General features: G+C 59.4%; 15 protein-coding genes. 4 read left to right on the forward strand and 11 right to left on the reverse strand.

Annotated elements, in window-relative coordinates; all coding sequences use genetic code 11:
- Window positions 1-104: 104 nt before the first annotated feature.
- Window positions 105-1,604, reverse strand: a complete 1,500-nt coding sequence (gene lysS / locus GC131_05185) for a lysine--tRNA ligase (protein ID MBI1273456.1) — start codon at window positions 1,602-1,604, stop codon at window positions 105-107.
- A gap of 86 nt (window positions 1,605-1,690) precedes the next feature.
- On the opposite strand from lysS, the gene GC131_05190 reads away from it, so the two are divergent.
- A complete protein-coding gene (locus tag GC131_05190; GenBank protein ID MBI1273457.1) occupies window positions 1,691-2,560 on the forward strand; it encodes a transporter substrate-binding domain-containing protein in 870 nt (289 codons plus the stop codon).
- 2 nt (window positions 2,561-2,562) lie between these two features.
- On the opposite strand, the gene GC131_05195 is transcribed toward GC131_05190, so the two are convergent.
- Window positions 2,563-3,318, reverse strand: coding sequence for an adenylyl-sulfate kinase (locus GC131_05195; GenBank protein ID MBI1273458.1), 756 nt, complete (start codon window positions 3,316-3,318; stop codon window positions 2,563-2,565).
- 318 nt (window positions 3,319-3,636) lie between these two features.
- On the opposite strand from GC131_05195, the gene GC131_05200 reads away from it, so the two are divergent.
- Window positions 3,637-4,083, forward strand: coding sequence for a DUF1761 family protein (locus GC131_05200; protein ID MBI1273459.1), 447 nt, complete (start codon window positions 3,637-3,639; stop codon window positions 4,081-4,083).
- A gap of 134 nt (window positions 4,084-4,217) precedes the next feature.
- The gene (locus GC131_05205; GenBank protein MBI1273460.1) at window positions 4,218-4,820 is read left to right on the forward strand and encodes a redoxin domain-containing protein; all 603 of its coding nucleotides are present in this window, start codon (window positions 4,218-4,220) and stop codon (window positions 4,818-4,820) included.
- Here GC131_05205 and GC131_05210 read toward each other — a convergent pair whose 3' ends face one another.
- From GC131_05210 to GC131_05245, 8 genes are all read right to left on the reverse strand, one after another.
- The gene (locus GC131_05210; GenBank protein MBI1273461.1) at window positions 4,821-5,114 is read right to left on the reverse strand and encodes a hypothetical protein; all 294 of its coding nucleotides are present in this window, start codon (window positions 5,112-5,114) and stop codon (window positions 4,821-4,823) included.
- A gap of 195 nt (window positions 5,115-5,309) precedes the next feature.
- A complete protein-coding gene (locus GC131_05215; GenBank protein MBI1273462.1) occupies window positions 5,310-6,440 on the reverse strand; it encodes a hypothetical protein in 1,131 nt (376 codons plus the stop codon).
- 136 nt (window positions 6,441-6,576) lie between these two features.
- Window positions 6,577-9,165, reverse strand: coding sequence for an ATP-dependent chaperone ClpB (gene clpB / locus GC131_05220; GenBank protein ID MBI1273463.1), 2,589 nt, complete (start codon window positions 9,163-9,165; stop codon window positions 6,577-6,579).
- A gap of 71 nt (window positions 9,166-9,236) precedes the next feature.
- The gene (locus GC131_05225) at window positions 9,237-9,650 is read right to left on the reverse strand and encodes a GtrA family protein (protein ID MBI1273464.1); all 414 of its coding nucleotides are present in this window, start codon (window positions 9,648-9,650) and stop codon (window positions 9,237-9,239) included.
- Window positions 9,640-10,602, reverse strand: a complete 963-nt coding sequence (locus GC131_05230) for a glycosyltransferase (GenBank protein ID MBI1273465.1) — start codon at window positions 10,600-10,602, stop codon at window positions 9,640-9,642. The genes GC131_05225 and GC131_05230 overlap by 11 nt, the downstream gene beginning before the upstream one ends.
- Before the next feature lie 12 nt (window positions 10,603-10,614).
- Complete coding sequence (locus tag GC131_05235) at window positions 10,615-12,258, reverse strand: hypothetical protein (GenBank protein MBI1273466.1); 1,644 nt, start codon at window positions 12,256-12,258, stop codon at window positions 10,615-10,617.
- Window positions 12,259-12,267: 9 nt separating this feature from the next.
- On the reverse strand, window positions 12,268-12,849 hold the full coding sequence (locus GC131_05240; protein ID MBI1273467.1) for a hypothetical protein: 582 nt from the start codon (window positions 12,847-12,849) through the stop codon (window positions 12,268-12,270).
- A 68-nt stretch (window positions 12,850-12,917) separates the two neighbouring features.
- Window positions 12,918-13,853: a molecular chaperone Hsp33 gene (locus GC131_05245; protein ID MBI1273468.1), complete on the reverse strand. Its 936-nt coding sequence runs from the start codon at window positions 13,851-13,853 to the stop codon at window positions 12,918-12,920.
- A gap of 112 nt (window positions 13,854-13,965) precedes the next feature.
- On the opposite strand from GC131_05245, the gene GC131_05250 reads away from it, so the two are divergent.
- Entirely contained in the window at window positions 13,966-14,883 is a 918-nt protein-coding gene (locus GC131_05250) for a DUF2125 domain-containing protein (GenBank protein ID MBI1273469.1), read from the forward strand.
- Between the two features lie 9 nt (window positions 14,884-14,892).
- Here the strand turns inward: GC131_05250 and GC131_05255 are convergent, their stop codons facing one another.
- On the reverse strand, window positions 14,893-15,486 hold the full coding sequence (locus tag GC131_05255; GenBank protein ID MBI1273470.1) for a hypothetical protein: 594 nt from the start codon (window positions 15,484-15,486) through the stop codon (window positions 14,893-14,895).
- Window positions 15,487-15,496: the final 10 nt, after the last annotated feature.

Below are 15,496 nucleotides of genomic sequence, written 5' to 3' on the forward strand. Positions count from 1 at the left end.
GGGGGTCTGCTCCTTCGCTGGCGCTTCTATACCCCAAAGCGAGCCCGGATGCAGCAGCTTTAATAGTTGCGCAGCCCAAAGGGGGTGCATACAGGGCGTTTTGGTTAATCAATGGGGCGCATGGTCGGGAAAGCTATGACTTCCCTTATGCTTTGGCTGTCGGTCAGCAGCATCGCAAGCCGGTCGATACCGATGCCGAGCCCGCCCATGGGCGGCATGCCGAGCGACAGAGCTTTGATGAAATCATCGTCGATGGGATGCGGCGGATCGTCGGGCTTGCGTTTTTGCTCCGCCTGCTCAAGAAAACGGGCGCGCTGCTCACGCGGGTCGTTCAACTCGGAAAAGGCGTTGGCAATTTCCCACGTGTTCACATACGTCTCGAACCGTTGCGCAAGCCACGGCCTTTCCGGATGTGCCTTGGCGAGCGGGGAAATATCCTTCGGCAAATCGATCACATGGATCGGCTGGAACAGCGTTTCTTCCACCTTTTCCCCGAACACCGCCTCGACGATCTGACCCCAGCTCAGCCCCGGTTCGAGCTTGATGCCGGCTTTGGCAGCCGCCGCATGGGCGGCGCCTGCATCGCGCACCGCAAGCAGATCGAGCCCGGTTTTTTCCATAATCAATTCGGCCATGCCCTTGCGCGGCCAGGGCGGCGTAAAATCGATTTCCTTTTCCGCGAAGGTTACCTTGGTGGTGCCGTGCAGAAGCGTGCAGAGATGCGCGACAATCGCTTCCGTGATCTCGATCATCGTCTCGTAATCGACATAGGCCTGATAGAGCTCGAGCGTCGTGAATTCCGGGTTGTGTTTGGGGCTAAGCCCTTCGTTGCGGAAACAGCGGCCGATTTCATAGACCTTGTCCGAAATCCCGCCGATCACGAGCCGCTTGAGATGCAGTTCGGTCGCGATACGCAGATACAGGGGAATATCGAGCGCATTGTGGTGCGTGACGAAGGGCCGCGCCAGCGCGCCGCCCGCAATCACCTGCAGCACAGGGGTTTCAACCTCAAGGAAGCCTTTCTGGTTGAGAAATTCGCGCATGGCGGAAACGATGCGATAGCGGGCGCGCAGCGTAGTGCGGGTTTTTTCATTCGCCACCAGATCCTGTTCGCGGTGGCGGAAACGCGCTTCGACATCCTTCAACCCGTGATATTTTTCAGGCGGCTGTTCCAGCGCCTTGGCAAGCAAGGTCAGCGCGCCGGCATCGACCGTTAGTTCGCCGCGCGGCGTGCGGCGCACGGTTCCGTGCACGCCGACGATATCGCCGAGATCGAGCAACTTGAGCTGCGCCTTGCGTTCCTCGCTGATTGTCTTCAGGTCGTGGAACACCTGCATGCGCGCGGTTTCATCGAGCAGATCGATAAACATGCCGTTGTTGCGGATCGCCATGATGCGCCCGGCGATGCTGACTTCCTTATCCGTCTTGTCGCCCGGCGCCAGCGCCTCGAACGCCTGCCGGATCCGGGCGGCATCGGTTGTGCGGTCAAAACGGGTAATATGGAACGGGTCGCCATGGGTTTCCGTCAGCTTCTGCAATTTCAGCAGGCGCTGTTCGTTATCCGTGACCTCATCCGCCACGGCGGCGGCGTTTTTATTCGTCATAATCTACCTTGAAGAACCAGAAATTGAGCCGGGGGCCGGTTTCAGCTAACCTGCCGATACTAGCCACAAGACCGGGAATAGACAAAATGAAATTCGCCAGCCAGCTTTTAGCGCCCGCGCTTGTCGCGGCAGCCGTCAGCTTCGGTATTTCTCATTTCGGCAGCGATGCAGGCCCACAAACCGCGGGCAGCGCGAAAGAAAGCGTTTATGAACGCGTGATGCGCACAGGCACGTTGCGGTGCGGCTATGTCACCTTCGTTCCGAACGTCATGAAGGACCCGGCAACCGGCGCGCTTTCGGGGCTCGATGTCGATGTCGCGGCCGGGCTGGAACGGCTGCTGGGCATCAAGGTGGAATGGACGGCCGAGGTTGGCTGGGCCACGACCGTCACAAGCATCGAAAGCGGCAAGGTCGATGCCATTTGCAACGGTTACTGGATCAACCCCGCCACCGGCAAACAGGCGCTGTTCTCCACGCCCTATTATTATCAGCCGCTTTTTGTCGTGGCGCGAACGGACGATACGCGCTTTGACAGCGACCTGGGCGCGATCAACCGGCCCGATATCACCATCGCCGCGCTCGATCACGATAACGGCAAATTTATCGCCGAGGCCGATTTTCCGGCGGCGAAGCTGTATCTTTTGCCGGACATGAGCGGCATGGGCGCGCTTTATGAAAGCATCGCGCTGCACAAGGGCGACGTGACATTCGCGGATGCTTATTCGGTCGGCGATTATAACGCCAACAACACCGAACGGCAGGTCAGGGCCACGCTGCTTGGCAACCCGGTGCGGATTTATCCCGTCGGCTACATACTGCCCAAAGGGGATGCGCAGATGAAATCCATGATCGATACCGCGCTGCACGAAATGATTTACAGCGGGGAAATGGGACGGATCATGGACAAATATGAAAAATACCCGAACAGCTTTATCCGCGTGCCGAGGCCGCAATAACCTTATGCGCCCTGCTGCATCGCCGCCCGCACCTTGGTAGCGGAAATGGCTTCGAGCGCCGCGCCAAGCTCGATCTTCTCGATCTTGTAGCCGACATCGCGCCCGTAGAGGATGTTGGTGATGTTGGGCAAGCGAATAACGGCAAACTTGCCTTCATGCTCCGTCATCGCGTCACGGATACGCTTTTCAACTTCGGCAAAACCGAAAGGATTCTTTTCATCGGTTCCCTGCGTATCGCGCACGGCGATGCAAGCCTGCCCGACCCGGGCGATGCCTTCCAGCACCAGCGCCTTGTGCCCGTCATGGAAAGGCTGGTAGCGGCCGACGAACAGCGCGGTCGGTTTCTGCCAATCGAAGCCCATGCCGGTGAAAAGTTGCGCCGCGATCAGGCGCGCATGATGTTCGGCATCCTGCGTCGATACATGGTAATCCACCTTACCCGGTGGCTCGAACAGCTTGGCGGTATCGGCAAAGGGGGTTGGTTGCTTGGTATCGACCCAGATGGTGAAGGCATCGCCGAAGGCAGTGCGCGTTTCCGCGGTGGGGCAAACAAAATCGGCCATGCCGTAATGCCCGGCTTCGACCGCGCGATCACACATCCACCCCATGCGCCGCGCCTGTTCGATACGGTCGCCGACCGAAAAACCGAGATCCTTATTGATGTTCTCGCGCACCGCGTCGGCGTTAAAATGCACAGCCCGAAGCAGCGGTTTCAGGGCGGCCGCCAGAGTGGTTTTGCCCGCTTTCGGCAGGCCCATAATCAGGATCTTTTTCATTTCTATTCCCAAATATTGTTAAAACGTCACCGCCATAATACAAAAACCGGCCCGGCCGTTCCCGGCCAAGGCCCGTTTTTCCCGCGCTGCAGCATGCTTTTCTTCAGATCGGGTGATTCTTTATAGCCAAATATTTGCAGCACAAAACATGCTGCACCGCAAGCATAAGCGGTATTCTTGTGCGATGCGTCATGGAAGCATGGCAACCATATCCGTGGCTTGCCGCATTGTTGCACTTGCGTAATACAGATTGCATCAAGTTTTAGGCGCTTTTGGCGCGATGTAAACGCCCCTTAAACAATGCTTGGTAAAATACCTCATGCGTCCGGAAATTTGCCGGACGTAATTAAGGGGGAGGTTACGATGTCAAAGCTAAACCATCTTGGTGTGATTGTCAGCGTGATCCTAGTCCAGATACTTGGGTTCTTCTGGTACGGGCCGCATCTTTTCGGCGACACAAGCGTCGATATCGGCTCGATGGGCACGATGACAATGGTGCTGACGCTGTTGAACGGCCTTGTGTTGTTCTACTTCCTTGACTGGCTGCTTAAGCTGACCGGCACCAAGGATATTACGGGCGTGCTGAAAATCGCCGTGATTTTCGGCCTGCTTGTCCTTGGCTTGACGCTTGGCATGCACAATATCGCGCTTGGCAAGGGCGTTCATAGCCTGCTGATCGATGGCGGCTATCAGCTGATGTCGATGCTTCTGGCTGGCAGCATCTTGCTGAAACTGAAGAAAATCTAGCTTAACGGCTAGCAAAAAACTGCGGGGCCGGGAGAATATCTCCCGGCCCTTCCGCATGTTCGCGCACAGCTTGACGGCACCGGCATCAATGGGGATAGTGGCTTCGCTGCTCTTCTAACGCAGGGAGAAACCCTATGCGCCGCTTCATTCCATTCGCCTTTGCCGTTCTGTTCGTTTTTGCCGCCATGCCGTTGCATGCCGCCGGGATCGGCGAGCCGGCGCCCGATTTTACCGCGCCCGATACCAACGGAAAAACCGTCACCCTGTCGGCGCTTAAGGGCAAGATCGTGGTTCTGGAGTGGACCAACCATGATTGCCCGTTCGTGAAAAAGCATTACGGCAGCGGCAATATGCAAGCCCTGCAGAAAAAGGCCGCCGCCGACCATGTTGTCTGGATTTCCGTGATTTCGTCAGCCCCGGGCCACCAGGGTCATGTCAGTGACGAGCAGGCAAACGAAATTGCCGCCGAGCGCGGCGCTTCGCCCGCGCATATCATCCGCGACGAAAGCGGCGAGATTGGCCGCATGTATTATGCGCGCACCACACCGCATATGTTTGTGATCGACAAAGGCGGAATGCTTGTTTACGCGGGCGCAATCGACAGCATTCGCAGCACCGACCAAGACGATATCGCGAAGGCAGAAAATTATGTCACCGCCGCGCTTGACGCGCTGAAAGCGGACAAGCAGGTCGCGACCGCTTCGACGCAATCCTACGGCTGTTCGGTCAAATACTGATCAGTGCGCCTGGCCGCCCTTGAGCAGGTAATCGAACAAGGCGAACGGGTCTTCGAGTGTGCCGCCCCATTCTCCGGACGCCGAAGAACACATGGCGCGGTAGATTTTATAGGCGGTTTGCGGCGATACGCCGCCCACACGCGCGCCTTCGCGCTGCATAGCTTGCGAAGGCTCGAGCGGCAGGAGCGAGAAGCCGGCATCCCCCAACGCACCGACAATATCAAGCGCCACGCCGTAATACCGGCTGCCTTCGGTTTCTTCCAATACCGGCTTTACTTTTTTCTCCCCGCTCATTCATGCCTCCGTTGCAAATACCGGAAGCGCGATTGCGCCTCCAAGCACTTGATCCGCAAGGACTGTGCCAGACAGAAACGCGCATATGCACGCATGAAGAGCGTGCAATATCAATGCGTCAAAATTGGATCAATTGTGAGATTCTTTGCGTATTGCAGCGCGTAGCGCCGCCGATGTTGCAATTTGCAACACAGCCTAGCCCGGCTGAAATTTCTTATTAAGAAAAACCGTAAAGGCACTGCCGCCGGGGGTCTGGGCCTTCGCGGAGCGGATCACTGCGCTATCACGCGCGCCGGCGGCAAGATTCGGGTTTTCCGCAAGCAGCTGATCGTAGCGATCGGCCCACTGCCTCATTGCCGCCTTGCTGCCGGTCCTTATGGCTACCATTTGCAAAAGGCGCAACGCTTCTTGTGGCGTCAGCGCGGCAGAACGGGCGACAATAACGCCGCCCGCCGCCTGCATCATTTGCGAAGTGGCGGTATCGGATTGAAGCACAGCCTTGGCCGGCTCTATGGCTTGCATGGGGCGCTTGCCCTTGGTATCGACGCGCGCGACCCATAGCGCCGCTTCGCGTTTCGGCCATCCTGCCGGATCGGCCACGCGCAGGGCATCCGCCGCGACATCGATGATAGCGGGATCATTGATGCCCTTCAGGCTTGTTTCAATGCTGGCAGCGACACGGCGGGCCACGACGCCGCCTGCGGGCAGCATGTGCGCCGCTTGCGCATAGGTCAAAACGGCAAACAACTGTTTGTTCTCCGCAACCATCTTATCGGCTACAACTTGCAGAGATGTGGCCAAGGCGGCCGGGTTGGGGCAATCGGCGGCGCGCGAAGCAAGCGCCGTGAGCGCGGCCCTGACATCATCCAGCCGTGCCCGCCCCAATTCGCCAACAAGCTGCACAAGCTGCATGGACGCGGTTTGCAGATCGTTGCTGCCCGCGGCGGCATGCACAACGGCAAGCTGGGCCAGATGGAGCGCCGGGGCTTTGCGGTCGATTGCGGTGAAATGACTGGCAATGCCAATAAGGCCGGCAACCAGCTTGCCCGGTTCCGGGCAATCGCCCGCGCGCGCCAGCACGGCTTTCGTTGCATTGTCGAGCACGCGCCAATCGCCTTCCGCTACGGCGCCAATATTCGCGGCAATTACCGTCAGACGATCTTGCAGCGCGGCGCCTTGTGCCACCATAACGCCGTCAAGCGCCTTCAGCACAGTTTGTGCCGGATTGACGGGTGGCGCGGCGGCGGCGAGACGGGCTTTCGCCTGCTCCGCGGCATCGCCGGTCAGGCTAAGTTTTCCCCGTATGCGTTTTGGCGGTTCCGCCATGTCATGCCTTCAAAAACATCCGTTAAATATCCGCCGCAACTTAGTGGGCATGGCAGGTAGCGTGCAATCAAAAAGCAACGGCATTAACCAAGCCTGCGGAAAGATTCGCGGCCATGTTGGTTAAAATCGGGAGAGTTCAGGCTGCCTTGGCCTTTTTGGGCGTGAGCGTCAGCCCGTCTTTGCCGGTAGCGACCGCAACCGTCTGGCCATCGCTGATCCTGCCCGCGAGCAATTCTTCCGCCAACGGGTTTTGCAGCACGCGCTGAATCACGCGCTTGAGCGGCCGCGCGCCGTAAACCGGGTCGTAGCCCGCTTCGGCCAGCCAGTTGAGCGCATCCTTGCCGATTTCAAGCTTCAAATTGCGTTCGGCCAAAAGCTTTTGCAGCCGCGCCAGCTGCACTTCGACGATCCCGGCCATGTTGCCGCGGCTTAAACGACGGAACAGCAAAACTTCATCGAGCCGGTTGAGGAATTCGGGCCGGAAGTGGCGGCGCACAACCTCCATCACGCCATCGCGTGTTTGCGGGGTCAGATCATCGCCTTCCTGCCCCGCGATCAGATCGGAACCGAGGTTGGATGTAAGAACGATGATGGTGTTGCGAAAATCGACCACGCGACCCTGCCCGTCCGTCAGGCGCCCGTCATCAAGCACCTGCAGCAACACGTTGAACACATCCGGGTGCGCTTTTTCAACTTCGTCGAACAAAATCACCTGATAGGGCCGGCGGCGGACCGCTTCGGTCAGCGCGCCGCCTTCCTCATACCCCACATAGCCGGGCGGCGCGCCGATCAGCCGCGAAACTGCGTGCTTTTCCATATACTCGGACATATCGACGCGCTGCATCGCCGTTTCATCGTCGAACAGAAAAGCGGCCAGCGTCTTGCAAAGTTCGGTCTTGCCCACGCCGGTGGGGCCGAGAAAAAGAAAAGAACCGATCGGCCGGTTCGGATCCTGCAGCCCGGCACGGGCGCGGCGCACGGCGGCGGCAACGGCCGTCACCGCCTCATCCTGCCCGATCACGCGGCGCTTCAATTGCTCTTCCATCTGCAGCAATTTTTCGCGCTCGCCCTCCATCATCCTGTCAACCGGAATGCCGGTCCAGCGGCTGACGACGGCGGCGATATCGCTATCCTTCACGGCTTCATCGAGCAACGCATTCTCGCCCTGCTGTTCTGCCGCTTCCAGCTTCTTTTCAAGGCCGGGGATGATGCTGTAGGTCAGCTCGCCCGCACGGGTGAAATCGCCCTTGCGCTGCGCCGACTCAAGATCTGCGCGCGCCTTGTCGATTTCCTCTTTCAGCTTCTGCGCGCTGTGCAATTGCTGCTTTTCCTGCTGCCAGCGCGCCGTCAGGCCTGCCGATTGCGATTCCAGCGTCGCCAGCTCGCCTTCAAGCTTGCCAAGCCGCGCGACCGAGGCTTTGTCGGTTTCCTTCTTCAAGGCTTCGCGCTCGATCTTCAATTGCACGATTTTGCGGTCAAGCTCGTCGATCTCTTCGGGCTTGCTGTCGGCTTCCATGCGCAGCCGCGCGGCCGCTTCATCAACCAGGTCGATCGCCTTGTCGGGCAAGAAGCGATCGGTGATATAGCGGTTGGAAAGTGTGGCGGCGGCCACGATCGCACCGTCGGTGATGCGCACGCCATGATGCAGCTCGTATTTTTCCTTCAGCCCGCGCAAAATGGAAATCGTATCTTCCACGCTGGGCTGGGAGACGAAAACAGGCTGGAAGCGCCGCGCCAGCGCGGCATCTTTTTCGATATACTGGCGGTATTCATCAAGCGTGGTCGCGCCGACGCAATGCAGATCACCGCGCGCCAGCGCCGGTTTCAGCATATTGGAAGCATCCATCGCGCCTTCGGTCTTGCCGGCGCCGACCAGCGTGTGCAATTCATCGACGAACACGATAATTTCGCCCGCCGCCGCCGCGATTTCCTGCAAAACCGCCTTTAACCGTTCCTCGAACTCGCCGCGATACTTTGCGCCCGCAATCAACGAACCGAGATCGAGCGAAAGCAGTTTTCTGTCCTTCAGGCTTTCCGGCACATCGCCCTTGATGATGCGTTGCGCCAGACCTTCCACGATCGCGGTCTTGCCCACGCCGGGTTCGCCGATCAGCACGGGGTTGTTCTTGGTGCGGCGTGCCAGCACCTGGATGGTGCGGCGGATTTCCTCGTCGCGCCCGATCACGGGATCGAGCTTGTTGTCGCGCGCGGCCTTGGTCAGATCGCGGGTGTATTTCTTCAGCGCTTCATAGCCCTGCTCGGCCCCGGCGCTATCGGCGGTGCGACCGCCGCGCATATCGTTGATCGCTTTATTCAGCGCGTCCGGCTTCACGCTGCCCTTGGTCAGCGCCATATGCGCGCCGCTGGGCACGGTTAGAAGCGCAAGCAAAAGATATTCGGCGGTGGTGAAGCTGTCGCCCGCCTTCTTCGCCATTTCTTCGGCTTGCGCGAACACGCGCGCGAGTTCGCCGGTCAGATACAATTGCTCCGCGCCGCCGCCCTGCACCCTGGGTTGCTTGCCCAGATCGGCATCCACCGCCGCCAGTACGGTTTGCGCATCGCCGCCTGCGGCGGCGATCAGGTTCTTGGCCATGCCGGCGCTGTCATCCAGCAACACCTTAAGCAGATGTTCGGGCATCAGCCGCTGATGCTGTTCGCGCAACGCCAGAAACTGCGCGGATTGCACAAAACCCTTGGCGCTATCGGTATATTTGTTGAGATCCATGCTTCTGCACCTTATTCCATAGTCGTTACTATAGATTTAAGCAGCATTTGCCAGTTTACAAGGTGCCGGAATTAGCGAAAAACCAGCTTTTTTGAGGCCGTAAAATTGAACACCAGCCCGGCGGCCGAACCGGGCACGACCGCAAAAACCGGCTGCGCGGCAAAGAACGGGATGAAGGTGACGCATAGCGCATAGATCGCATAATTGATGCAGGCGCCGACGGCGTTTGCCGCCACGAACTTCGCCCACTGCCGCAATGCGGGATCGGTCGAAGGAATATCGCGGAAGGTCAGCGCGCGGTTGAGCGCCCAGGTTACGAAGGAAGCCGAGAAGAAGGAAAGTACGCGCCCGAAATAAGGCCCGGCACCCAGCAGTTCGGTCACCACCCAAAGCGCGGCCATATCGGCGAACATGCCGATCGCACCGCAACCGGTAAATGTAGCGAACTGCCGCAAGGTTTGGTGGCGCAGCAGCTTACCGATCATCACGTGCGCCGGGTGCGGGAACGTTCAGATAACGCATGCGCTTCATTTCCATTCTGCCGCGCGTGACGGTATCGAGGATCATGCCGCAAGCAAGGCTAAGGAAGGCCATGATCATCAGCCCGGTCGATAAAATCGCCGTCGGCATGCGGGGCACGAGGCCGGTTTCAAGGAATTCAACCACAATCGGCGCCGCAAGCACGACCGAGATAAAGGCAAATAGCGCCGCCAGCAGGCCGAAGAATATCAGAGGCTTTTCTTCCTTCACCAGCACAATGATGGTCCAGAGGATACGGAACCCGTCGCGGAAGGTGCTGAGCTTGCTGGCCGAACCGACGGGCCGTTCCTTGTACGGCGTCGGTATTTCTGCGATCGGCATGCGCAATTCAAGCGCATGGACGGTAAATTCGGTTTCCGTTTCAAAACCGGCCGCGAGCGCGGGAAAGGATTTAACAAAACGGCGCGAAAATATGCGATAGCCCGAAAGCATATCCTTGAAGCGGTTACCGAAAATCCAGGCGACCATGCCCGTCAGCATCACATTGCCGAAACGGTGGCCGGGGCGATAAGCTTTTTGTCCGCCCGCGGCGCGCGCACCGTTGACCATATCGAGCTGCCCTTCGACCAGCGTCTCGACCATGCGCGGCGCCGAGGCCGGGTCATATGTATCGTCGCCATCCACCAGAACATAAATATCGGCTTCGACATCGGCGAACATGCGACGCACCACATTGCCCTTGCCGCGCAGGCTTTCCGCCCGCACAACCGCGCCGGCGGCGCGGGCCAGTTCGGCCGTGCGATCGGTCGAGTTATTGTCATAGACATAAACGGTGGCCGAAGGCAGCGCGCGGCGGAAATCATCCACCACCTTGCCGATGGCGGCTTCTTCGTTATGGCACGGCACCAGAACGGCGATGCGGAGGTGGGAAGGAAGGCGGACGGCGGGGTCTGTCATGCCGGTAGCCTATCAGAGCTTTTGCACATCGCACAATATGGGGGCTTCGTAGAGGTTGTCTTCCATATCGCGGCAACTGGCGGGGTCGGCGCGAAGGCCGAAATGCGCCAGCGCGCCGTTCCCGAGATCGACCTGCCAGCGCGGAATAAGCAGCAGGAACGCGCCGCCCGCCGCCTTGTGCGCTTCAAGCCGCTGGCGGATCACCTTATTGATCCCCTTATCCTCGCCCGGCAGCGCAAAGTTGCTTTCCACGCGCACAACGGGCATAGCGGGCGGGAAGAAGGTCGCGACATAGCTGTAGGGTTCCTTCCCCGCCATCAAAAGCATGGTGTTTTCCGGGTTTTCCACGGTCGGTACGGTCACGCGCGCGAAATCGCGGTTCCAGCCTTCAAGCCGGCCCCAATCTCCCGGCTGTACGCTGCAGGCGGCCACAAGCAACAGGCCCATAGCGAGCAGAGATTTGGTTTTCGGCGCAAGCGGCAACAGCCCGATCGCAAACACGATGCCAAGCGGCGCCAACATTTCAAGCGGCACGAGATAACGATAGATGCCAAACATCAAAACCCAGAACGCGTAAGCTATCGCAGCAAACCAAAGCACGAAGTGCGCGGGTTGCGGCGGCATGATGATCTGTGCGCTATCACGCCCGCGGCCTGCGACCAGCGCGATCAGGGCGCAGACAGGCAAAAGCGCGTACAGCATGGGAATGCGCCAATCGCGCCACGGAATTTCGCCAACCAGTTCCGGTGCGGCGGCGAAGCGGAACGGAAACAGCAACACGTCCCAAAAACCGTAAGGCACGAATTTGATATCGCGCGCGCTGACCGGCGGCGCGAAAGGGGAGCCGAACAGATCGTTGAAATAGGGAAAAACCGGGCTGCCGTAATGCACGTATAAAAACCAAGACCATGCGCCGTGCGCAACAACAACCCCGGCGGTGATGCCAAGCCCGCATAAGAAGGCCAGTCGGAAACGCCGCAAGAACGGCCCGGAAAACGCGAAGCAGGCGGCCACCAGCGCAACGCAAAACCCCACAGCCGTAAGCTTCAGCCCCATCGCCAGCCCGGCGGGCAGCCCGCACAGCAAGGCAAGCGGCAGCGCCCGCGCCATGGGCGCATAAAAAAGCCTTTCATGATGCGTCACGACAAGCAGCAGGGAACCAAGGATGCCGATGCTGGTAATATTATCATTGAAGGTGGTGCCAAGCTGCGCGAGCCCGCCGCCGCCAAGCATACCGAGCAAGGCGAGTGCAGCAGCGGCCAGCACACGGCGGCGCGGGCTGGGCACCAGCACAAGGCTGTAGGCCAGCAGAAACAACAGAACGGCGTTTAAGCCCTGCGCCGCCCCAAGCGCAAACCCGACCACCATGCCGGGCAGCGCACGCGCCATCAGATAGAACGGCACATCAAGCAACGGGTTATAGAAAAACGGTGTCTGCGAGGGCAATACATCGAACCCGTGGCGACCGTTCAGCAACGCATAGGCATTGTACCAATGATAGTTGCGCAGATCCCAGTTGGCATCCTGCCCGAGCGTCAATGCAAGCAGCCCGAACAGAACCGGAAAGGCGAACATGAGAAGATTCGCGAGCCGCCGCGCACCGGTACGCGGCGGCGGAAGCAGCGCAAAGACCGGTAAATGTGCGGCACCGGCCATGGAAGGGGCTTAGCGCAAAATGCCGCGCAGATGCGCCTGGATATTTTGCTGCATCTGGGTGTTCAGATCCGCCATCATGTTATTGAGCATAACTTTCCAGGCCGCAGCGCGCTCATACGGTTCGGAATCTTCGGGCAACGTGATAAAACGGGAAACAGATGCGCTGGCATAGCCGCTATAGCCGTCATCCGGCACTTCGGCATTCACGGCCAGCTCAAGCTTGCCGATCCATTTTTCCGCCTGCTGGCGCTTGAACATGGCATCGAAGCCCTTGTCGCGCGACAATGTCTCGCGCTTCACTTCGGCCACATTGATCAGCACGGTGGCATAGCCCTTGTAGCCGACGGCCTTGATCCTGTCGCCCACCCATTGCTGCACGGCGTCTTCCAAGGTCGGCTTCAGCAAATGGCCGATATAGGGCGGCTGTTCCGGCGTCTGCACCGCGTTGCTAACCGTGCTGACGCGCGCGACATTCAGGTCGATTGTGCCGAGCGAGGAATAATCGAGCTTTTGCGGTGGCGGCGCGGGCGCGGGTTCCGTGGAACAGGCGGCGAGAAGCAGAACGAGCGAAGCGGCGAGAATCTGGCGCATGGCAATCTCCGGGAGGCTGGGCCACCATATTATGCGGCTGCGCCAAACTTACAAGGGATTGCGGCAATTTAAGGGCTGGCGGGGTTATCTGCGTCCGCGAACAGCGCTGCGCGCTGCGCGGCATCGAAACTGTAGGTGGCATTACAAAACTGGCACGTGATGGTTACGAGGCTGCCTTCCACCATATCTTCGACCGCCTTGCGCCCGAACATACGCAGCGTGCCGTTGACACGATCGCCGCAATTGCATTTGTGCCTGAGATTATGGGGGTCGAAAACGCGCACGCCGTCTTCATGGAACAGGCGAAACAAAAGGTCGTTGGCGGCGATGCTGCGTTCGGTCATCTCGCTCACGCTGCACGTGCCCATCAGAAGCATGGCGCGGTGCCAGTCATCTTCTTCCGTGCTGCCCGGCGGCGGGCGGGGTGCACCGCCTTCGCGCGGGATTTGCTGCAGCATCAGCGCGCCGCCGCGCCATGCGTTATCAGCGCCTTCACTGGCACCCGCGATGATGCCGGTGGGAATTTGTTCCGACTGGCGGAAATAATACTGCGTGGCTTCGGCAATGGTGCTGCCGCGCAACTCCACGATGCCTTGATAGGTATCGCGCCCGGGGCGGTTGCCCTGATCGACCGTGAAGGAAAGATAGCCGCGACCGAGCAGGCCGACGCCCGCATCGCCCATCTTCGCCACCGCATCGTGATCGAATTGCGCATAGGCGCGCACATCCCCTTCGCTGCTGACATCGACGACGAGCAGCGTGACCGGCCCGTCTCCCTTCGATTGCAGCGTGAATTTGCCGACATATTTAAGCGCAAAAGCGAGCGCGACCGCCACGGCGGTGGTTTCGGCCAGAAGCCGCGCAACCGGCATGGGGTAGGCATGCTTTTTCAGGATGGCATCGAGCGCAGGACCAAGACGAACGAGGCGGCCGCGCAGATGGCTGCTTTCGATCTGGAACGGCTGCACAAGGTCGTCGGCCATATTTGATACGACGGATGGCATGCGGTAATTGTAACCGTATGAAAGTTAGACTTGAGTTAACGACGGGAAACAGCCGGTATTATAGTTTTTTCCAACCTTGCACCGCAAGCCAAAGCATTGCACTCTGGCCAGCATGGCCAAGAAATTTATGCCTTTCCTCATTAAAACCGCCTGCGCGGTCGCTTTGGCATGGACTTGCCTGTGGTTTGCCGCCGCACATGTAAGCGAGAACGCGGTCGCCGATTTCGCGCTGCGCGAAGCGCGCGCCGGCAATACCGTATCCTATGAAATAACCGGTAAAAGCGGGTTCCCGTGGCGCGTAACTTTCAACCTCGCCAATGTCACCTGGCACAACGGGCGCGGCTTCGATCTTGAAAGCGAAACGTTGCAGATCGGCGTTTCGCCGTGGAACTGGTGGCGCTTCCGCGTCACGTCAGACAAGCCGCTGACACTGGCCGCGCCGTTGCTTGGCAATGCCGTCGTTATCAAGGCCCATGCCGGCAGCCTCGGTTTCCTGCTCGATCTTTCGGACGCAGCGGCATGGCAACCGGCGCTTGCGCGCGGCAACGGGCTACGGCTTGAACTTGCAGCCACCGCCTTGACCTTTCCCGGCGGCGGCATACCCGGCGGCGCTATCGAACGGCTCGCGCTCGCGTTGCATTTCACCGGCGGCCTGCCGCGCGGCGCGGCCGCCGAGCTTGGGGCGTGGCGCGACAATGGCGGAACCATCGAAATTGAAAGCATCGCGCTTGAACGCGGCGCGCTGCGCTTGCTGGCGGACGGCACTATCGCACTTGACCGCAACCTGCAGCCGGAAGGCGCGTTGGGGAGCAAGATCACGGGTTTTCAGGAAGCGGTTGACGATCTTGTAGCGGGCGGCACGATGGACCGCACGCTGGGCGGCGTCGTGAAAGGCGCACTGCTGCTGTTCAGCAAACCGGATAAGGAAACCGGCATGCAAACGGTTGACGCCCCGATCACGGTGCAGAACCGCTCGCTTTACATCGGGCCGATAGCGGTGCTGAAGCTGCCCGAACTGCAATGGCCCTAGAAAAACCCGTTAGGTGACGGCGGGCGCGGCGGCAAGAATGCGGCGGCGCAGCAGCAGCGTAATCACCATGCCAACCTCGAACACAATGATATAAGCGCAGCTGAATACGGTCGCGAAGTTATAATTTTCGATGGCCATGATGGCGAGTATGTATTTTATGGCACAAAGCAAATATGTAAGCGCCGCTTCTTCCTGCGGCTTGCTCCATGATTTGCGGAAAGTCGGCGCGTAGGAAACGATATCGACGATAAAGATAAGAATGAGCGCGCCGGTCGGGTCATCGGTCAGATACCAGAGCGGCAGCGCCATCAACCCGATGACAAGGCACACCCAATCGCTGCGCGTGATGTTCTTTTCGCCCCTGAACAGGGCCAGCACGCACACGATGCCGCAGCAAATAAAAGTGATGCCCATCGTCCAGGCACCCGGCCCCGCGCCTTCCAGGAATTGCGCGATCACGACGATCAGCGCGTTGAGCGACCACATACCCCATGAAAATACATGCGGCTTGCACGTCCCGCGCGCGATGCCGAAAAAATAGGGCACATAGCTGGCAATGCCCGTAATGACGGCGGCCAGACCCAGCGTTTCCTTAAGGTCCATGAGGAGCCGC

The sequence above is a fragment of the Alphaproteobacteria bacterium genome, assembly GCA_016124955.1.
Taxonomy (GTDB): Bacteria; Pseudomonadota; Alphaproteobacteria; order UBA9219; family RFNS01; genus RI-461.